Annotated in this window: 23 protein-coding genes; 12 read left to right on the top strand and 11 right to left on the bottom strand. The window is 65.3% G+C overall.

The window, feature by feature from the left end; translation table 11 throughout:
• The first annotated feature begins 71 nt into the window (after positions 1–71).
• The 10 genes from pilA5 to pilO all read left to right on the top strand — a co-directional run bounded on the left by pilA5 (position 72) and on the right by pilO (position 8,917).
• On the top strand, positions 72–422 hold the full coding sequence (gene pilA5 / locus L0D17_RS04020) for a type IV narrow pilus major component PilA5 (protein ID WP_234508419.1): 351 nt from the start codon (positions 72–74) through the stop codon (positions 420–422).
• Between the two features lie 11 nt (positions 423–433).
• Positions 434–1,858: an O-antigen ligase family protein gene (locus tag L0D17_RS04015; protein WP_243092700.1), complete on the top strand. Its 1,425-nt coding sequence runs from the start codon at positions 434–436 to the stop codon at positions 1,856–1,858.
• Positions 1,855–2,271 carry a type II secretion system protein gene (locus L0D17_RS04010; protein ID WP_234508421.1) on the top strand — a complete coding sequence of 139 codons (417 nt, stop codon included), beginning with the start codon at positions 1,855–1,857 and terminating at the stop codon, positions 2,269–2,271. Before L0D17_RS04015 ends, L0D17_RS04010 begins: the two co-directional genes overlap by 4 nt.
• 10 nt (positions 2,272–2,281) lie before the next feature.
• Entirely contained in the window at positions 2,282–2,743 is a 462-nt protein-coding gene (locus L0D17_RS04005) for a type II secretion system protein (RefSeq protein WP_234508423.1), read from the top strand.
• Positions 2,743–3,201, top strand: coding sequence for a hypothetical protein (locus L0D17_RS04000; RefSeq protein ID WP_234508424.1), 459 nt, complete (start codon positions 2,743–2,745; stop codon positions 3,199–3,201). The genes L0D17_RS04005 and L0D17_RS04000 overlap by 1 nt, the downstream gene beginning before the upstream one ends.
• A gap of 703 nt (positions 3,202–3,904) precedes the next feature.
• Entirely contained in the window at positions 3,905–4,432 is a 528-nt protein-coding gene (locus L0D17_RS03995; protein ID WP_234508426.1) for a prepilin-type N-terminal cleavage/methylation domain-containing protein, read from the top strand.
• An 18-nt stretch (positions 4,433–4,450) separates the two neighbouring features.
• Positions 4,451–5,638, top strand: coding sequence for a hypothetical protein (locus tag L0D17_RS03990; protein WP_234508428.1), 1,188 nt, complete (start codon positions 4,451–4,453; stop codon positions 5,636–5,638).
• Positions 5,616–7,259, top strand: coding sequence for a GspE/PulE family protein (locus L0D17_RS03985; protein WP_234508429.1), 1,644 nt, complete (start codon positions 5,616–5,618; stop codon positions 7,257–7,259). Before L0D17_RS03990 ends, L0D17_RS03985 begins: the two co-directional genes overlap by 23 nt.
• Positions 7,260–7,262: 3 nt before the next feature.
• Complete coding sequence (locus L0D17_RS03980; RefSeq protein ID WP_234508432.1) at positions 7,263–8,453, top strand: type II secretion system F family protein; 1,191 nt, start codon at positions 7,263–7,265, stop codon at positions 8,451–8,453.
• On the top strand, positions 8,450–8,917 hold the full coding sequence (gene pilO, locus L0D17_RS03975; RefSeq protein WP_243092697.1) for a type 4a pilus biogenesis protein PilO: 468 nt from the start codon (positions 8,450–8,452) through the stop codon (positions 8,915–8,917). Before L0D17_RS03980 ends, pilO begins: the two co-directional genes overlap by 4 nt.
• Here pilO and L0D17_RS03970 read toward each other — a convergent pair.
• Complete coding sequence (locus tag L0D17_RS03970; protein WP_234508436.1) at positions 8,885–9,616, bottom strand: pseudouridine synthase; 732 nt, start codon at positions 9,614–9,616, stop codon at positions 8,885–8,887. The genes pilO and L0D17_RS03970 overlap by 33 nt on opposite strands.
• 262 nt (positions 9,617–9,878) lie before the next feature.
• Here L0D17_RS03970 and L0D17_RS03965 point away from each other — a divergent pair, with 262 nt between their 5' ends.
• Complete coding sequence (locus L0D17_RS03965) at positions 9,879–11,006, top strand: alanyl-tRNA editing protein (protein WP_243092698.1); 1,128 nt, start codon at positions 9,879–9,881, stop codon at positions 11,004–11,006.
• A 4-nt stretch (positions 11,007–11,010) separates the two neighbouring features.
• Positions 11,011–11,781, top strand: a complete 771-nt coding sequence (locus L0D17_RS03960) for an SDR family NAD(P)-dependent oxidoreductase (protein ID WP_234508440.1) — start codon at positions 11,011–11,013, stop codon at positions 11,779–11,781.
• Here the strand turns inward: L0D17_RS03960 and L0D17_RS03955 are convergent.
• The 10 genes from L0D17_RS03955 to L0D17_RS03910 form a co-directional block, all read right to left on the bottom strand.
• A complete protein-coding gene (locus L0D17_RS03955; RefSeq protein WP_234508442.1) occupies positions 11,778–12,896 on the bottom strand; it encodes an acyl-CoA dehydrogenase family protein in 1,119 nt (372 codons plus the stop codon). The two genes, L0D17_RS03960 and L0D17_RS03955, sit on opposite strands and share 4 nt — an antisense overlap.
• Positions 12,897–12,934: 38 nt before the next feature.
• Positions 12,935–13,498, bottom strand: a complete 564-nt coding sequence (locus L0D17_RS03950) for a UbiX family flavin prenyltransferase (protein WP_234508444.1) — start codon at positions 13,496–13,498, stop codon at positions 12,935–12,937.
• A gap of 65 nt (positions 13,499–13,563) precedes the next feature.
• On the bottom strand, positions 13,564–13,941 hold the full coding sequence (rplL, locus tag L0D17_RS03945) for a 50S ribosomal protein L7/L12 (protein ID WP_234508447.1): 378 nt from the start codon (positions 13,939–13,941) through the stop codon (positions 13,564–13,566).
• Between the two features lie 10 nt (positions 13,942–13,951).
• Positions 13,952–14,473 (bottom strand): 50S ribosomal protein L10, encoded by a 522-nt coding sequence (rplJ, locus tag L0D17_RS03940; protein ID WP_234508449.1) that lies wholly within the window; start codon positions 14,471–14,473, stop codon positions 13,952–13,954.
• Between the two features lie 201 nt (positions 14,474–14,674).
• Positions 14,675–15,364 (bottom strand): 50S ribosomal protein L1, encoded by a 690-nt coding sequence (gene rplA / locus L0D17_RS03935; protein ID WP_234508450.1) that lies wholly within the window; start codon positions 15,362–15,364, stop codon positions 14,675–14,677.
• Positions 15,357–15,800, bottom strand: coding sequence for a 50S ribosomal protein L11 (rplK, locus tag L0D17_RS03930; protein ID WP_071677193.1), 444 nt, complete (start codon positions 15,798–15,800; stop codon positions 15,357–15,359). Before rplK ends, rplA begins: the two co-directional genes overlap by 8 nt.
• Before the next feature lie 43 nt (positions 15,801–15,843).
• Complete coding sequence (nusG, locus tag L0D17_RS03925; protein ID WP_243092699.1) at positions 15,844–16,398, bottom strand: transcription termination/antitermination protein NusG; 555 nt, start codon at positions 16,396–16,398, stop codon at positions 15,844–15,846.
• Positions 16,395–16,577 carry a preprotein translocase subunit SecE gene (gene secE, locus L0D17_RS03920; RefSeq protein WP_071677191.1) on the bottom strand — a complete coding sequence of 61 codons (183 nt, stop codon included), beginning with the start codon at positions 16,575–16,577 and terminating at the stop codon, positions 16,395–16,397. The genes nusG and secE overlap by 4 nt, the downstream gene beginning before the upstream one ends.
• Entirely contained in the window at positions 16,577–16,741 is a 165-nt protein-coding gene (gene rpmG / locus L0D17_RS03915) for a 50S ribosomal protein L33 (protein ID WP_071677190.1), read from the bottom strand. The genes secE and rpmG overlap by 1 nt, the downstream gene beginning before the upstream one ends.
• A gap of 44 nt (positions 16,742–16,785) precedes the next feature.
• Positions 16,786–17,561: EF-Tu C-terminal domain-related protein (locus tag L0D17_RS03910; protein WP_243094001.1), on the bottom strand; the 776-nt coding region annotated here is incomplete at its 5' end.

Here is a 17,561-nt window from a genome sequence, read left to right as displayed (position 1 = left end):
GCCTAGGTCCCAGCTTTCACACCGTTTTCACACGCCACGCCCATACTGGGACCTGTAAGGGAGGTGCAGAGATGAAGGCAAAAGGCTTCACGCTGATAGAGCTCGCTATCGTAATCGTCATCATCGGGATCCTGGTGGCCATCGCCGTGCCGCGGTTTGTGGACCTCACCGACCAAGCCAACGAAGCCAATGTCAACGCTACCGCAGCTGCAGTGCGCTCCGCTTACGCTATCGCCACTGTTCAGGCCAAAGGCGTCCCCACCTGTGCTCAGATCTTCGCTAACTTGGAAGGTGGCTCAGCCAGCGGAAATACCTGGACTTCCAGCGATGGGGGAACGAGTGTAAGCTGCAATGCCACTAACGACACGCTGACCATCACCCGAGGCACCAAGACCGTCACTCTCAGCTACGCAATCAACTGATCCTCGTGGCTATGGGCACCCCCTCGAGGCCTACCCTCCTCGAGGGGGTTCTTTTACTGAGCCTGTTCGCAGGCCTCACCGCCATCAACCCTTGGGGCCAGGGGCACGAGGCCATCTGGAACGCTCCACGAGAGGCTGGAATGGCCGCCTTCGTCCTCTTGACGCTCCTCGGGGTGCTCGTCCGGAAAAGCCGCCTGCCCCACCTTGGAAGCGAGGGCTTGGCCCTCCTCGCCTCTTTGGGCTTTCTCCTTTCAGGCATCGCCGCCACGCTCCTTTCGCCCCAACCCATCTGGAGCTTTACCGGGTATTCCAGCGTGGGGGATGGGCTGCGGTTTTGGGCGCTAGGGGTGGCCTTCGCCTGGGCGACCTACCTGGCCCTAAAAACGGGCCTCGTTTCCCCCAAGCGCCTCGCAGCCACGCTTTTCCTCGGCTTGGGTCTGCATACCCTGGCCATATTCCCCCAGGTCTGGAACTGGAAGCTGGACTATACGCACACCCAAGGCCAAACGTACGTAAGGTGCTTTGACGAAGCCAAAACCCAGTGCCAAGAAAACCCCAAGGCCACCGCCTCCGGCGTGCACCAAGGGCAGATGCCCATCGGCCTCACCTCCCACCGGGGGCACGCCGCTGGGGTTCTCGCTTTGCTTGGGCTTTTCGTGGCCGGGCATTACCTGGGTAAGCCAAGCCGGCGGCTCCTCTTCCTCTTCGCCCTGGGAAGCCTCGCCCTCTGGTTCACGCAAACCCGTGGCGGATGGCTCGCCCTTTGGGTACCCCTCCTCTCCCTGGGGCTGTTTTGGGCACGTCCCATGCGAACCCCTGGGGTCTGGAGGCTCCTCGCCGCCGGAGCCCTTACCTTCGGCGTTTACTGGGGAGCAACCCACCTCCATCTCGTGGAATTCCGAAGGTTTTTTGCCGAGCTGGGCGCAGATTTCGCCGAGGCCAACGCCTTCAGTTCTGGTCGGCTGGAGCTTTGGCAAAAGGCTCTGGAAGCCTTACCCCTACGGCCCCTTTTGGGTTGGGGTTTTGATGGGTTCGCCCGAGCTTACCCCTACGCCGTAGACTGGAACGGGAAGGAGCAAGACCAGATGCCCATCGCCCTCACGCCCCCCGTGCGGGTTATCCAAGGCGAGGACCGCCTTATTTACCTGGAAGACGCCAAAGGCCTTCGTCTCCTCGCCCCGTCCCCCTACGCCAAGGCCCACAACCTGGTGCTGGACCTCATCTTGTCGGTGGGCATTCTAGGGGGCCTCGCCTATCTTCTATGGCTCGGCCTCACCCTCGGCCAGGCCTCTTGGGACAGGCTCCCATGGGTCCTCGTCCTGGTCGGGTATATCCTTTATGGGCTTACCTGGTACGATAGCGTCCACGTCACCCCCATCGCCCTTCTTGCCTTGGGCGCATTCTGGGTACGGGACGAAACATGGCAAAAGGCTTGACCCTAGTAGAGCTCGCCCTTGTCCTCCTAGTAGTAGGCATCCTCGCCGCTGTGGCTGTGCCTCGCTACCTGGACCTCCAGGCCGAAGCTCGCAAAGCCCAGCAACAAGAGGTTCTAAGGAACCTCCGCTCCGCCTACGCCATCTTCATCGCCCAAAACAGAACCGTACCCACATGGAACCAACTCAAAGCCCTTTTGGGAAACCCCCAGGATCTTAGGCTTTCCTCTTCCTGCCCCTCTGGAACCACCGTGGCCTACTGGGACCATAACCACAACGCCGCCTGCAACGCCGGGGAACGTCTGGCTTACCTGTATGCGGACGAGGCCTGCTCGGTCTTTCTCATCGCGGTGAGCTCCACCACGGTTACCGTGCCCATTCGCTGCTTTCGCGGGCACCCGGATACGCTAGAGTGAGGAACAGGACATGCGGGCCAAAGGCCGTGGCTTTACCCTGACAGAGCTTGCCCTGGTGCTGGTCATTTTGGGGCTTCTCGCCGCCATCGCCGTTCCCAAGTTTGTAGACCTATCCCAGGAGGCGGAAAAGGCTGCGGCGCGCCAGACCCTCATGGCCCTGAACTCCACCGTGCGCATCCTCACCGTCAAGCTTGGGCGCCCTCCGGGGCTAGATGAGGTCTGGGAAGCGCTGGACTCGCCTTATAAGAAGGATACCTGGGAAGAGCCTTTCCTAAAGCGAAACCCTTATGGCCCCTACAACTACCAAATCATCCTCCGCTACCGGCCAGGGCGGGAGTACTGCATGGACGGGTACAACCCCTTTGGCCAGCTGGCCCAAGCGGGGAACCCCGCCACCCAACCGGAGGCCCGCATCGTGGTATTCCGCCCTTATACCTCCGGGATAAGCGCCTATTGCCAGGGGGAGTTCTGATGGGGGAAAGGGGCTATCTCCTCCTACTGGTGGCGTTGATCCTGGTGTTTTTGGGCGTCCTCGTCCTCCCCTACTCCCTTCTTGCCCGCCTCAATGCGGAAAGGACCCTGAGGTCCCAGGCAGGTCTACAGGCCCTCTACCTGGCGGAAGCGGGAGCGTGGGAGGCCATCGCCTTCATCCAAGCAAACCCCAACAACCCCACCTACGCCGCCCAGCCCGTACTGGTATGCCAAACCTCCTCACCCTGTACCTCCAGCGCCGGAGATTACGTGGGAAGGTACTGCTACAGTACGGGAAGCCTAGGGGGAATAAACTGCGCCATTTCCCAAACCAATACTGGGGGCAAAAGGCGTTTTACCATCAACGCCGTGGGCGAGAGCGATGGGGTGGTAGCCCAGGTAAGGGCTGTCTACAACGCCACGGATGACGTGGTGGAAGAATGGGAGGTAGTCCCATGAGCCCCAAGGGTTTTAGCCTTGTTGAAGCTGCTTTAGCCCTACTTCTCCTGTCGCTTCTCCTATTGGTGGTAGACGCCCTATCCTCCACGATCCGTAGTGGTAGCGCCACGCAAGCTTCCCAGGAAGGACTATTCGTAGCAGAAACCGTCCTGGAAAACAATGACCCTTTTCCCAACTGCCCCACTACCCAAAGCCTCACGTTGGGAGGAAAAACCTATCAGGTTTGCCAGAGTTCTAGAAGCGAAACGCTTTCTGGCATTTCCCGAATCATCAGCACAATAAGGGTATACGAAGGAAGCCAACTTTTAGCCGAGGTAACCCAGGTGGCGGTGGCCTCCTCGGGCCCTACCCCAATAGCGGGAAGCTGCGCCCCAGGTGGAAACCGCAGGCAGGTTGTCTTCACCTTACCTTCCACAGGCAACACTTATATTGCCTTTTCCCTAAGCTGGTCCCCACAGACCCCTTCAAACCAACAGCTGCGAGAAATTCGGCAAGTGGCCCCGCTGTTCCTAATCCACTACAGCGGGACCTACGCCTCAGGAAGCGGGTTCGCTAGCTTTGCTTCGCCCCTTTCCTTACTCACCTCTACCCAAATCCGCTTGCGGTTTTCCAGGAACTTCTCACGGAACACTACCTACACCTTCAACCTCCGCCTGCGCGATGCGCTGGGCAGGGAGTATTCGGTAAACTCTTGCGAGGTGAGGTGGTGAAGCAACAGGGTCTAACCCTTGCGGAGCTGGCCGTCGCCATGCTCCTGGCTGGCCTTCTAGCCCTAGCCCTTTCCACCCTTCTCCTCTCCGGTATGCGAAGCCAAGAGGAGGGAAGCCTCCTACAGGCCCAAGCCCTCATGGCGGACCTCAGGGGCTACCTGGGCAAGGATCTGCGCAGCGCCACCAGCGTCGGCCTTACCAACGCTAGCTCTACAGGCTTTGTGGTCCAGGTGAGCGCTTCCCCAAACCCCCTCTGTGTGCAGTACCGCCTGCAAGCGGGCCGCCTCCAAAGAGCCTTGTGGTCGGCAAATAGCTGCGGCAACGGCACGAATACGGGCTTCCAGGACCTCCTCGCCCCTGCCCTTCTTCCCAATGCCGCCTTCTGCTACGAAGACGAGAGGGTTTACCTGATGGACGCCCCGTGCGACCTCAATGTCCTAGACGGCAAAAACCTTACCCTCCGGGTAGGAGGACGTGACTACCGTTTCCCACCTGTGGTGGTGGCCTTGCGCACTGGATAAACTGGGAGCGAACCGAGTATGCCTCTCTTCCTTGTTCTGCGCCAACGCATCCTGCGCCTCGAGAGGGAACACGTGGAAAGCTTCCCGGCGGAAGGCCTTTTGGACGAGGAGGGAAGGCCCCGGTACGAGCGCCTCCTCCACCGCCTGCGCGAGCTTGGGGCCAAGGGGAGCTACATCGGCTTGGGGCCGGAGTTCGCCCTTCTCCGCTGGCAGAGCTTCCCGGCCCTCGAGGGCTTCCCCCTGGAGGAAGCCGTCCTCGCCGAGGCGGAGCGGAGCCCCCTCTTCGCCGGGGAGGAGCTTTTCGCCGACTACCTCCTCACCACCCCCGAGGACGAGCGCAGGGTGCGGGTCCTCTACGCCGCCATGCCCAAGAAGGGAGCCGCCCTCTTGGGCCGCTTGAGGCCAAGCCGCATAGAACCCTTGCCCCTCCTCCTCTGGCGCCACGCCCTCCAACGGAGCGAGGCGCACACCCTTTTGGTCCTGGAAAACCTGGCCCACACCGTGGCCCTTTTTGAAGGGGGGGTGCTCAAGGGCTTCCGCTACCTCACCCTCGAGGCCGATGCCGGCACGGAAGCCCTCGCCGAGGAAGTGGCCCGCTCCCTCGCCCTCTTTGGCCACGCAGGGCGCCCGGAGGAGGCCTGGCTCCTGGGCCTCCCCACCCCACCCCCCCTGCCCCCGGGGCTTTTGGCGGAGCGCATCCACCAGGACGCGCCCCAGGGCCTGGAGGCCCTGGCCCTGGCCCAGGCGCTTTCCCTAGACCTCAAGCCAAGGCGCCGCCCCTTGGGGGAAGGCTTGCCGCGGGAGGCCCAGCTCGCCATCTTTTTGGCCTCCCTCTTCTTCGTCCTGGGGCTCCTTGGGCAAAGCCTCCTCACCCAGATGGCCGCCCGGGAAAGGGGCCGCCTAGAGGCCCTAAAGCGGGAAGCGGCCCTCTTGCGGGAGCAAGCCTTCCAGCCGGCAAGGCCTGAGGGGCTTGGCCTGGAGGAGATCCTCAAGGTGGCGGCGGAAAAGCCGGAAAGCCTTTGGCTCACCCGCCTCGAGGCCGAGGAGGGCCGCCTCCTCCTAGAGGGCAAGGCCCTGGACCCCTACGCTCCCCTCCTCCTCGCCCAACGGCTTGGGGGGAGGGTGGGCCCCCTGGAGCGCGCAAGCCTAGGGGGAAAGACCGTCTACGCCTGGGAGGTGGAGGTTGCAAAGGCCCAAGCTCGGTGAACTCCTCCTGCGCCTAGGGTACATCACGGCGGAGCAGCTCCAGGCGGCCTTGGAGGAGCAAGCCCGCACGGGGGACCTCCTGGGCCAGGTCCTCCTCCGGCGGGGCTACGTGAAGGAGGAAGACCTGGCCCGGGTCCTGGCGGACCAGCAAAGGGCGCCCCTCATCCGCCTGGCGGAAACCTCCCCCGATCCCCAAGCCCTGCGCCTCCTGGATCCCCGCTTCGCCCGGGAGAAGCGGGTCTTCCCCTTTCGGGTGGAGGGGAACCGGCTCCACGTGGCCATGGCCCACCCCTCGGACCTGGCCCTTCTGGACGAGCTCCGCTTCCTCACGGGAAAGGAAATCGTTCCCTACCTGGCCCCAGACCGGGAGATCCTGGAGGCCCTGGACCGCCTCCTGGCGGAGGAGGCCCGGCCCAAGGAGGAGGCCCGGCGCGAGGAGACCGCCCAGGTGGACCTCACCCTCGAGGCCATGCCCGCCGTGCGCTTGGCCCAGGCCCTCCTGGAACGGGCCATCGGCCTCAACGCCAGCGACCTCCACCTGGACCCCGAGGAAACCCACCTGGCGGTGCGGGCCCGCATGGACGGGGTCATCCAGGAGCTAGAACGCCTCCCCAAGGACCTGGAAGCCCCCCTGGCCGCCCGCTATAAGGTCCTGGCGGGCATGGACATCGCCGAAAAGCGCCGCCCCCAGGACGGCCACTTCACCTTCCCCTTTGAGGGAAAGCGGTACGAGGTGCGGGTGGCCTCCGTGGGCACCCTCCACGGGGAGAAGCTCACCCTGCGCATCATCTACCCCACGGGAGTGCGGCTCGGCCTCACGGAGCTCGGCATGCTCCCCGAGGAGCTCGCCCTCTTTCAAAAGCTCCTCCGTAAGCCTCACGGCATCCTCTTCGTCACCGGCCCCACGGGAAGCGGCAAGACCACCACCCTCTACGCCGCCCTGGACCGCCTTTACACCCGGGAGAAAACCTTCGTCACCATTGAAGACCCCGTGGAGTTCCCCCTGGAGGGCGTGGTGCAGATCCCCGTCCAGCCCAAAATCGGCCTCACCTTCGCCGAGGCCCTGCGGAGCGTTTTGCGCCTGGACCCCGACGTGATCCTGGTGGGAGAGGTGCGGGATGGGGATACCCTGGACACCGCCCTCCGGGCGGCCCTCACCGGGCACCTGGTCCTCGCCACCCTGCACGCCAACGACGCCATCGCCGCCATAACCCGGCTCTTAGAAATGGGAGCGGAAAGGCACCTCCTGGCCTCCACCCTCCTCGGCACCGTGGCCCAGCGCCTGGTGCGCCGGGTCTGCCCCCAGTGCGCCCGGCCCCAACCCCTTTCCGAGGAGGCCCGCCTCTTCTTCGGGGAGGAGGCGCCCGAGGAGGAGGTGCGGGGGGAAGGGTGCCCCTTCTGTCGGGGCACGGGGTATAGGGGACGGGTAGGCCTTTACGAGGTCTACGCCCCCGACCGGGAAGCCCTCTACCGCCTGGGCCTAGGCGCCAGCGAAGGGGAACTGCGGGAGCGGGCCAAAGCCCAAGGCCACCGGGACCTGCGGGCGGTGGGGCTCCACCAAGTGCGCGCGGGGATCACCACGGGGAGCGAGCTTCTGCGGGTGCTTGGGACTTGGGAGTAGGCCATGCGCTTCCTGTACGAGGCCACGGACGAAAAGGGAGAACGGATCTACCGGGGGGTCCTCGAGGCGGAAACCCCCCAAGGGGCCAGGCGCCGCCTCCGGGAGATGGGCCTCTATCCCTTGCGTTTGGAGAGGGTAAGGCGCCCGCAGAAAGGGCGGGTACCCCTTCCCGAGCTCGTCCTCTTCATGGAGGAGTTCGCCACCCTGGTGGGGGCCGGGGTGTCCGTGACCCAGGCCCTGCACACCCTCTCCTTGGAAAGCCGGCACCCCCTCCTGAAGGAAGCGGCCCGAGGGGTGCGGGAGCGGGTGGAGGGGGGCGAGGGTCTGGCCCAGGCCATGGACCAGTACCCCCAGGTCTTCCCTCCCCTGGTGCGGGCCCTGGTGGGGGCGGCGGAGGTGGGCGGGGCCTTGGAGGTGGTGCTCAGGCGCATCGCCGAGTACCTGGACAAAAGCCACGACCTGCGGGAAAAGGTGCGCACCGCCCTCCTCTACCCCTCCTTCGTGGTGGCGGTCTTGGTCCTCGTGGTGGCGGTTCTGCTCCTTTTCGTCATCCCCGTCTTCGCCCGGCTTTACGGGGCAGCGGGGGCGGAGTTGCCCTGGCCCACCCGCTTCCTCATCGGCGCCTCCTTCTTCGTGCGGCAAAACGGGTTTTGGCTCCTCCTCTTCCTTGTGGGCCTGGTGTACTTCCTTAGGGCCTACCACCAGACCCCCGGGGGCGCCCGGCTCATAGACGGGCTTCTCCTCCGGCTTCCCCTGGTGGGGCCCATCCTGCACAAAGCGGCCATGGCCCGCTTCGCCCGGACCCTGGCCACGCTTTACGAGGGAGGCGTGCTCATCACCCAGGCCCTCGAGGCCACCCGCAACACCCTGGGCAACGCCGCCCTCGCCGAAGCCCTGGACCGGGTTCTGGAACGGGTGGTCCGGGGGGAGTCCCTTAGCGCTGCCATGGGGCGCGAACCCCTTTTCCTGCCCATCCTGGTACGCCTCGCCCTGGTGGGAGAGGAGGCGGGAAGCCTGGACCAGATGCTTTACCAAGCCGCCTTCCACCTGGAGCGGGAGGTGGACTATGGGGTCAAACGGCTCTCCTCCAGCATTGAGCCCGCCCTCACCGTGGTCTTAGGGGGTATAATGCTCGTGGTCGCCTTAGCGCTTTATCTTCCGCTCTTTGACCTCTCCCGGATCCTGCGCCGATGAAGCTTCCTATCTGGCTTTGGTTCTTCCTGCCCCTAGCGGTTCTCCTTTGGAGCGCCAACGCCCTTTTTTCTACCTACCGGAGCTACCAAAGGACCAAGGCGGAGGTGGTGGCCCTGGAAAGGGAGGTGGAGGCCCTCACCCAGCGCCTGCCCCAGGCTCTGGCCGAAGCCCCCCTACGGGAGGAGGAGCTTCCCCGGCTTTACCAAGGCCTTTTCCGCCTGGCGGAAAGCCAGGGGCTAGAGCTTCACGCCATGGAGCCTGGGGAAGCGGAAAGCGCCGGCAATGTCCGTGCCTGGCGGCTTCACCTTAAGCTCCAGGGTCCCTACCCTGGGGTTTTGGGCTTCCTGGAGGTCCTCCCCTCCCTGGACCAGCCCCTCTGGGTGGAAAGCTACGCCCTCGAGCCCGCCGGGGAACGGGGAGAGCGCCTCGCCCTAGACCTCACCCTCCGGATCCTGGCCCCCTAGGCCCACCGCCCGGTAAAGGGCTTCCTCCTCTTCCGCCGTGAGGTACCTAGCTTCTCCCAAAGGCAAATCCCCAAGGGCCAAAGGCCCCATGGATAGCCGCTTCAGGTAGAGCACCCGGTTGCCCCGGGCGGCGAACATCCGCTTCACCTGGTGGAAGCGCCCTTCCCTTAGGACAAGCTCCACCCACCTGGGGTCCTCCCCGAGGAAAAGCTCGGCGGGAAGAAGCCTCCTTCCATCCAGAAAGAGCCCCTCGGCGAAGGCTTTTTGGTCCTCTGGGGTGGCCGGGTGGAGGAGGTGGACGAGGTAGCGCTTTTCCACCTTGTGCCGGGGGTGGGTGAGGCGGTGAAGGAGTTCCCCGTCCGTGGTGAAGAGGAGGAGCCCCTCGGTGTCCTTGTCCAGCCGGCCCACGGGGGAAAGGTCCCTAAGGGGAAAGCCCCGCAAAAGGGCGTAGACCGAAGGCCCTTCGGTACGGCTCGTCACGTAGCCCCTAGGCTTGTGCAGGAGCACGTGGTGGTGGCGCCGCACCCTAAGGGGCTTCCCGTCCAGGGCCACCTCCGCCTCCTGGGGCACGCGGAAACCAGGGTCCCGCACCACTTCTCCCGCCACGGAAACCCGCCCCGCCCGCACGAGCCCCGCCACCTCCTTGCGGCTCCCAAGGCCCAGGCGGGCGAGGAGCTTGTCCAAGCGCTCTCCCTTCACAACTCCCTGGCCCCTTTCAGCCACCCAAAGGCTTCCCGGGCAAACCCTTCTCGGGTGTGCCCCCTGGGCTCCACGCGCCCGTCCAACCCCTTCGCCGCCTCCTCCCCCCCATCTGGCCGCTTACGCCCACCGCGCAGGATGCCCAGCCGCAATCCCCCCTTCCAGGTTCCGCGCGCCCATGGCCAGGGTGGGGTGGGCTTGGGCGCGCCACCGGGCAAAGGCCTTGCGGTCCAAGGGCGCCATCCTCCTTATCCTAAGGGGCATGAGGCTTTACCAGTTGGACAGCTACGCCACCCGTTTCCGCGCCCAGGTGGTGCGGGCCTGGAGCGACGCAAAGGGGCACTACGCCGTACTCTCGGAAACCCTCTTCTACCCCGAATCCGGGGGGCAGCCTGCGGACACCGGGGTCCTGCGGGGGGCGTTCGGCGAGGTGCGGGTCCTCGGCGCCTACGAGGAGACCAAGGCCTTTGGGGACGTGGTCCACGTCCTCGCCCACCCCGTGCCCCAAGGGGCCTCTGTGGAGGGGGAGATTGACTGGGAAAGGCGCTTCCGCCACATGCAGCGGCACACCGCCCAGCACATCCTCTCCCAGGCCCTCCTACGGGCCGGCAACTACCACACCATCGCCGTGAGCCTGGACTCGGCGGTGTGCACCGTGGACCTCGAGGAGGAACTGGAAGAGGAAAAGCTCCGCCAGGCGGAAGCCCTGGCCAACCTCGCCGTCTACGCCGATTACCCGGTGGAGGCCTTCTTCGTGAGCGAAGCGGAACTGGCCCAGTACCCCCTAAGGCGCCCCCCCAAGGTGCAGGGCCAGGTGCGCCTGGTGCGCATCGGGGACTTTGACCTCGCCGCCTGCGGGGGCACCCACCTAAAGACCAGCGCCCAAGCCGGGCCCATCAAGGTCCTGAAGTGGGAGCGGTACAAGGGGGGAAGCCGGGTCTACTTTATGGCGGGGTGGGAGGCCTTGGAGGACTACCACGCCAAGCACGCCCTCCTCGCCCGGCTCGCCCTCGGCTTCTCCACGAACCCCCTGGAGGTGGAGAAGCCCATCCAGAAACTCCAGGAAGAGCTTTATGCCCTAAAAGGGGAAAACCTAACCCTGAAGGAAGCCCTGGTGGAAGCCCTCCTCCCCAGAGCCCTGGAGGAAGGGGTGCTTTTGGTCCCGGCGCCCGTCCTCGGGGAGCTCGCCAAAAAGCTCCTTTCCTGGAGCGACAAGACCTTCCTCCTCCTCTCCCCCGAGGGCCGCTTCGCCCTCCTGGGCCCCAAGCGGATGGAGGTCCTGGAAAGCCTCAAGGCCCTGGGGGCCAAGGGCGGGGGCAAGGAGGTGGTCCAGGGGGCCCTGCCCAAGGAAAAAGTGGCGGAGGCCCTGGACCCCAAGCGGGTAAGCTAGGGGCATGGGGCTATTTGAGGGGAAAGGCGTCCTGGTCACGGGGGGCGCCCGGGGGATTGGCCGGGCCATCGTCCGGGCCTTCGCCCGGGAAGGGGCCTTGGTGGCGCTATGCGACCTAAGGCCCGAGGGGCAGGAGGTGGCGGAGGAGGTAGGGGGGTTTTTCGTCCGGGCGGACCTGGCGGAGGAGAGGGACCGGGTGCGCTTCGTGGAGGAGGCGGAAAAGGCATTGGGCCGGATTGACGTCCTGGTCAACAACGCCGCCCTCTCCGCCCCCGGATCTGCCCTCACGGTGAAGCTTCCCGAGTGGCGCCGGGTTTTGGAGGTGAACCTCACCGCCCCCATGCACCTTTCCGCCCTGGCGGCCAGGAGGATGCAGCGGGTGGGGGGCGGGGCCATCGTGAACGTGGCCAGCGTCCAAGGGCTTTTCGCCGAGCAGGAAAACGCCGCCTACAACGCCTCCAAAGGGGGCCTCGTGAACCTCACCCGCTCCTTGGCCTTAGACCTCGCCCCCCTCAACATCCGGGTGAACGCCGTGGCCCCCGGGGCCATCGCCACGGAGGCGGTCCTCGAGGCCATCGCCCTCTCCGAGGACCCCGAAAGGACCCGGCGGGACTGGGAGGACCTCCACGCCCTCAGGCGGCTTGGCCGCCCGGAGGAGGTGGCGGAGGCGGTGCTCTTTCTGGCCTCGGAGAAGGCCAGCTTCATCACCGGGGCCATCCTCCCCGTGGACGGGGGGATGACGGCGAGCTTCCTGATGGCGGGCCGCCCCGTCTAGCGGTAAAGCTCCCGGGCGATGACGAGGCGTTGGATCTCCGAGGTGCCCTCGTAGATCTCCGTGACCTTGGCGTCCCGGTAGTAGCGCTCCACCCGGTAGTCCCGGTGGTAGCCGTAGCCCCCCAGGACCTGCACCGCCTCCCGGGTCACCTCCACCGCCACCTGGCTGGCGAAGAGCTTGGCGGCGCTGGCCTCGAGGGTGAACCTCTCCCCTAGGTCCTTCTTCCGCGCCGCCTCCAACACCAGGGCCCGGGCGGCGGCGATCTTCACGTGCATGTCCGCAATCTTAAAGGCGATGGCCTGGTGCTCCCTAAGCTTCTTGCCAAACTGCTCCCGCTCGTCCGCATAGGCCTTGGCGATCTCGTAGGCGCCCCGGGCGATGCCCACCGCCTGGGCCGCCACCCCCACCCGCCCCGAGTCCAACCCCGCCAAGGCGTAGGCCAGGCCCCGCCCCTCCTCCCCCAGCCGGTTCTCCTCGGGAACGAAAACCCCTTCCAGGCGGACCTCGGCGGTGTGGGCGGCGTGGAGGCCCATCTTCTCCTCCGGGGGGCCGAAGGAAAGCCCCTGGGCGTCCTTCTCCACCAAAAAGGCGCTGATGCCCTTCTCCGTGCGGGCCATGACCACGTAGAGGTGGGCCTGGCCGGCGGAGGTGATCCAGCTCTTCACCCCCCAAAGCTCGTACCCCCCCGGCACCCTGCGGGCCTGGGTCCGGAGGCTCGCCGCGTCCGAACCCGCATGGGGCTCCGTGAGGCAAAAGGCCCCGATCCACTCCCCCCGGGCTAGGGGCACCAAATACCTCCGCTTTTGCGCCTCGGTGCCGAAACGGAGGAGCATGTACTGGGGAAGCCCGCTGGTCACGGAAAGGACCACCGCCACGCTGGGGTCGGCGGCGGCAATCTCCTCCAGGGCCAAGGCCCAGGTGACGGAGTCTAGCCCCACGCCGCCCCAGGCCTCCGGGGTGGTCATGCCGAGGAGGCCCAGCTCCGCCAGGGCCTTAAGTTGCGGCCAAGGGTACTTCCCCTCCTTGTCGTACTCCGGGGCCAGGGGGTAAAGCACCTCCTTGGCCACCTTCCGTACCGTGTCCAAGACGAGCCTTTGCTCCTGAGTAAGGGTCATCGCCCCCTATCGTATCACCGCAAGGGGGCAAAAAAACGTCAGGTTTCGCCCCAGCGGGGGGCGCGCTCCGCCTTCAGGCCCAGGTGGTCCAGGATACGCTGGGTGACGAAGCCCAGGAGGTCCTTGATCTCCTTGGGCCGGTGGTAGAAGCCGGGGCTTGCCGGCAGGACCACCGCCCCCGCCTCGGCCGCCTGGACCATGGCCCTCAGGGTGGGCAGGGGTAGGGGGGTTTCCCGGGGCACCAGGATGAGGGGCCTCCTTTCCTTGAGGTGGACGTAGGCTGCCCGGGTGAGGAGGGTATCGGCGAGGCCCCAGGCCACCTTGGCCAGGGTGGTGGCGGAGCAGGGCACCACCACCATCCCCCGGGTGGGAAAAGAGCCCGAGGCGATGGGGGCCCCCAGGTCCCCGTCCTTGTATACCCGGCTTGCCAGAGGGTAAAGGTCCTTGGGGTTTAATCCCATCTCCTCCCACAAGACCCGCTTGGCCCCTTGGGAGAGCACCAGGTGCACCTCGGCGAGGCCCTGGAGGGCTTCTAAGAGGTCCAAGGCGTAGGGCATGCCGCTTGCCCCCGAAATCCCCACCACCACCCGGGGAAGGTCCATGCCTCCCATCCTAAAGGGAAAACCCCAGGCCCAAAGGCCTGGGGGGCACCCCGTGGGGCGGGGGCTTACTTCAGCTCCACCACCGCGCCCACGGCCTCGAGCTTCTTCTTGATCTCCTCCGCCTCGGCCTTGGGGATGCCCTCCTTGACGGGGCCGCCCTTCTCCGCCAGGTCCTTGGCCTCCTTGAGGCCCAAGCCGGTGATGGCGCGAAGCTCCTTGATGACCTCCAGCTTCTTGGCCCCGGCGTCCTTGAGGATCACGTCAAACTCGGTCTTCTCCTCAGCGGGGGCAGCGGCCGCCGCCTGGGCAGGGGCCGCGGCCACGGCCACGGGGGCCGCAGCGGTCACGCCCCAAGCCTCCTTGAGGACGTCAATGAGCTGCTTGAGTTCCAAAACCGTCGCCTGGGAAAGCTCTTCCTTGATGCGTTCTATGTCCAAAGCCATCTTCTACCTCCTACGCCGCCTTCTTCTCCGCGTACGCTTCCAAGATGCCTACCAGTTCCCGGGCCACGCCCCCCAGGACGCCCACAAGCTCGGCCAGGGGCGCCTGCAGGACGCCCACAAGCTCCGCCCGGAGCTCGTCCATGGTGGGAAGCTCCGCCAGAGCCACCACGTCCTTGGCCGAGAGCACCTGGCCCTGCAGAAGGCCGCCCTTCGCCTCGGGGATGCCCTTGGGGTTCTTCTTGGAGAACTCCACCAGGGCCTTGGCCGCCGCCACCGGGTCCTCGTAGAAGACCACGGCGCTCGGGCCCTGAAGCCCGTCCAGTTTGGGCAGGCCAAGCTCCTCCAGGGCGATGCGGATCAGGGTGTTCTTGGCTACAAAAAGCCGCGCCCCCTTCTCCTTCAGGGCCTGGCGCAGGGCGTGGGTTTCCTTGGCGGAAAGCCCCTGGTAGTTCACCAGGAAGAAGGAGCCACGGGCCGCCTCAAGGCTTTCCTTGAGGGCGGCAAGAAGCTCAACGTTGCGCTTGTTTGGCACGCCTTCCTCCCTTTTGGGGCAGGGGAACCCCGACCGGTTTTCGGGCTTTACGAAACGCTCCCCCTCAAGCGCCTCGGCGGGATGTTTAAGGCCTAAAGCCCCCCGCTGTCTTGGGCCTGGGCGCAAGTGCGCCCGGGGTGCCACCCTGGAGTCTAAAAGAAAGGGGGCCTGGCGTCAAGCCAGGCCCCCCTATCCTGCCCTTTAGGAGTGGGGGTTGATGCGGATGCTCGGCCCCATGGTGCTCGTCACGTAGACCGAGCGCAGGAAGGTACCCTTGGCCGCTTCAGGCTTGCTGGCCTCGAGGGCCTTGATGAAGGCGCGGATGTTATCGGCCAGCTTCTCCGGGGGGAAGCTCGCCTTGCCCACGGGGGCATGGATGGCCCCGGTCTTATCGTTGCGGAACTCAATCCGCCCCGCCTTGATCTCCCGGATGATCTCCCCGATGTTGAAGCCCACGGTGCCCGCCTTGGGGTTGGGCAGGAGGCCCCTGGGACCCAGGATGCGGCCCAGCTTGGAGCCCACCGCACCCATCACGTCCGGGGTGGCCACCACGGCGTCAAAGTCCAGCCAACCATCCAGGATCTTCTGGATGATCTCCTCCCCGCCCACGTAGTCAGCCCCGGCCTCCTCCGCCTCCTTGATCTTCTCCCCCTTGGCGATGGCCAAAACCCGCACCTGCTTGCCAAGGCCATGGGGCAAGGAAACGGTGCCCCGCACGTTCTGGTCGGACTTGCGGGGGTCAATGCCCAGCTTGGCGTGGACCTCCACGGTTTCGTCAAACTTGGCCGTGGCCAGCTCTTTCACCAGCTGGGCCGCCTCGTCAATGGTGTAGACCCGGTTCGGGTCCACCTTCTCCAAGAGGGCGCGGTAGCGCTTGCCGTGCTTAGGCATCCTTCACCTCCGGCGCGCCCACCACCTCCACCCCCATGGACCGGGCCGAGCCAGCGATCATGCGGGCGGCGGCCTCCAGGTCGGTGGTGTTCATGTCGGGAAGCTTCTGCTTGGCGATCTCCAGCACCTGCTGCCAGGTGATGCGGCCCACCTTCTCCCGCCCCGGCTTGTGGGCCCCCTTCTCCAGCCCCGCCGCCTTGCGGATCAGGTAGCTGGCGGGCGGGGTCTTGGTGATGAAGGTGAAGGAGCGGTCGGCGTAGATGGTGATCTCCACGGGGACGATGGCGTCCCCCATGTTGGCGGTGGCCGCATTGAAGGCCTTGACGAACTCCATGATGTTGGCCCCGTGCTGGCCCAAAGCCGGGCCCACCGGGGGCGCGGGCGTGGCCTTGCCCGCAGGCAGCTGCAGCTTAACTACGGCAACGACTTTCTTCATTTTTCCCTCCTAGGCTCCCCCCAAGTTGGGGGTGCAGACGCCTTTAGGCCTTGACCACCTGGGAGAAATCCAATTCCACAGGGGTCTCGCGCCCGAAGATGGTGACCATGACCTTGACCTTGCCCTTTTCCGGGTTGATCTCGGTCACGGTGCCGGTAAAGTCCGCAAAGGGGCCGGAGACGACACGGACCTGGTCTCCTTCCCGGAAGGCCACCTGGGCCTTGGGGGCCTCCCGCTTGCCCAGGAGGCCGGAGACCTCGAGGATGTGCCGCACCTCGTCCGGGGAGAGGGGTACCGGGCGGCTACCCGCCCCCACGAAGCCGGTGATGCCCGGGGTGCTCCGCACCACCTCCCAGGCCTCGTTCGGCTCCTCCTCATCCCCCAGGTCCATCTGCACGAAGAGGTAACCGGGGAAGAGCTTCTTCCTGACGACCTCCTTCTTCCCCCCCTCGCGGAGCTCCACCACCTCCTCCGTGGGAATGAGGACCTGGAAAATCTTATCCTGAAGGCCAAAGGCCTGGATGCGCTTTTCCAGGTTGGCCTTGGCCTTCTCCTCCTGCCCCACGTAGGTGTGGACCGCGTACCATTCAATGCTCATCGCAAAAGCCCTATGAGAAAGCGGAAAACCAGATCGTAGAAACCCAGGATCACCATGGCCACCACGGTGAAAAGGAGGACCGCCTGGGTGCCCTCCACGATCTGTTCCCGCGTGGGCCAGGTAACCCGGGCCAGTTCCGCCCGGGCTTCCTGGAAGTAGCGGACAATCCGGGCAAACATCAGACCTTCACTTCCCGGTGCACGGTGTGCTTGTCGCACCAGGGGCAGTACTTCTTCAGCTCCAGCTTGGAGGTGGTGTTGCGCTTGTTCTTCTCGGTGGCGTAGTTGCGGCGCTTGCACTCGGTGCACTCCAAGAGGATCTTGATGCGGACCTCGCTGGCCATGCCTCACCTCGCAAAGAGGGGGGAGGAGGCCTCCCCCCTAGGGCTCACTCCAGGATTTTGGTGACCACGCCGGCACCCACGGTCCGCCCACCCTCACGGATGGCAAACCGCAAACCCTCCTCCAACGCCACCGGCTTGATCAACTCCACCGTAAACGTCACATTGTCCCCAGGCATCACCATCTCCACGCCCGAGGGCAACTGCACCACACCCGTCACATCCGTCGTCCGAAAGTAAAACTGCGGACGGTACCCAGAAAAAAACCCCGTGTGCCTCCCACCCTCCTCCTTCTTCAAAACATACACGGAGGCCTCAAACTTCGTGTGCGGCGTAATGCTCCCAGGCTTCGCCAACACCTGCCCCCGCTCCACCTCCTCCCGGCTCACACCACGCAACAACAACCCCACATTGTCCCCAGCTATCCCCTCCTGCAGCGTCTTCCGGTGCATCTCCACACCCGTCACCACCGTCCGACGCGTCTCCGCAGACAAACCCACAATCTCCACCTCGTCCCCAACCTTCACCTTTCCCCGCTCAATCCGACCCGTCGCCACCGTCCCGCGCCCAGTAATCGTAAACACGTCCTCCACCGGCATCAAGAACGGCTTGTCCACGTCCCGCTGCGGCGTCGGAATGTACTCGTCAATCGCGTCCAACAACTCCCAAATCCGATCCACCCACTCGTTCTCCCCACGCTTCGTCTGAGGATTGCGGTGCATCTGCTCCAACGCCAACAACGCACTCCCCCGGATCACCGGCACCTCATCCCCAGGAAACTCGTACTGGTTCAAAAGGTCCCGTACCTCCATCTCCACCAAGT

It is taken from the genome of Thermus thalpophilus (assembly GCF_022760915.1).
Taxonomy (GTDB): Bacteria; Deinococcota; Deinococci; order Deinococcales; family Thermaceae; genus Thermus; species Thermus thalpophilus.
The sequence above is the reverse complement of the archived record's forward strand: the minus strand, read 5'-3'. Positions and strand labels throughout refer to the sequence as shown.

Bases quoted from the DNA above. Each gene is read 5' to 3' on its own strand.
- L0D17_RS04005 (WP_234508423.1), top strand. From the start codon at position 2,282: ATGCGGGCCAAAGGCCGTGGCTTTACCCTGACAGAGCTTGCCCTGGTG.
- pilA5 (WP_234508419.1), top strand. From the start codon at position 72: ATGAAGGCAAAAGGCTTCACGCTGATAGAGCTCGCTATCGTAATCGTC.
- L0D17_RS03950 (WP_234508444.1), bottom strand. From the start codon at position 13,498: ATGGACCTTCCCCGGGTGGTGGTGGGGATTTCGGGGGCAAGCGGCATG.
- L0D17_RS04015 (WP_243092700.1), top strand. From the start codon at position 434: ATGGGCACCCCCTCGAGGCCTACCCTCCTCGAGGGGGTTCTTTTACTG.
- pilO (WP_243092697.1), top strand. From the start codon at position 8,450: ATGAAGCTTCCTATCTGGCTTTGGTTCTTCCTGCCCCTAGCGGTTCTC.
- L0D17_RS04000 (WP_234508424.1), top strand. From the start codon at position 2,743: ATGGGGGAAAGGGGCTATCTCCTCCTACTGGTGGCGTTGATCCTGGTG.
- rplA (WP_234508450.1), bottom strand. From the start codon at position 15,364: ATGCCTAAGCACGGCAAGCGCTACCGCGCCCTCTTGGAGAAGGTGGAC.
- L0D17_RS03965 (WP_243092698.1), top strand. From the start codon at position 9,879: ATGAGGCTTTACCAGTTGGACAGCTACGCCACCCGTTTCCGCGCCCAG.
- secE (WP_071677191.1), bottom strand. From the start codon at position 16,577: ATGTTTGCCCGGATTGTCCGCTACTTCCAGGAAGCCCGGGCGGAACTG.
- L0D17_RS03955 (WP_234508442.1), bottom strand. From the start codon at position 12,896: ATGACCCTTACTCAGGAGCAAAGGCTCGTCTTGGACACGGTACGGAAG.
- rplK (WP_071677193.1), bottom strand. From the start codon at position 15,800: ATGAAGAAAGTCGTTGCCGTAGTTAAGCTGCAGCTGCCTGCGGGCAAG.
- L0D17_RS03980 (WP_234508432.1), top strand. From the start codon at position 7,263: ATGCGCTTCCTGTACGAGGCCACGGACGAAAAGGGAGAACGGATCTAC.
- nusG (WP_243092699.1), bottom strand. From the start codon at position 16,398: ATGAGCATTGAATGGTACGCGGTCCACACCTACGTGGGGCAGGAGGAG.
- L0D17_RS03990 (WP_234508428.1), top strand. From the start codon at position 4,451: ATGCCTCTCTTCCTTGTTCTGCGCCAACGCATCCTGCGCCTCGAGAGG.
- rpmG (WP_071677190.1), bottom strand. From the start codon at position 16,741: ATGGCCAGCGAGGTCCGCATCAAGATCCTCTTGGAGTGCACCGAGTGC.
- rplL (WP_234508447.1), bottom strand. From the start codon at position 13,941: ATGGCTTTGGACATAGAACGCATCAAGGAAGAGCTTTCCCAGGCGACG.
- L0D17_RS03960 (WP_234508440.1), top strand. From the start codon at position 11,011: ATGGGGCTATTTGAGGGGAAAGGCGTCCTGGTCACGGGGGGCGCCCGG.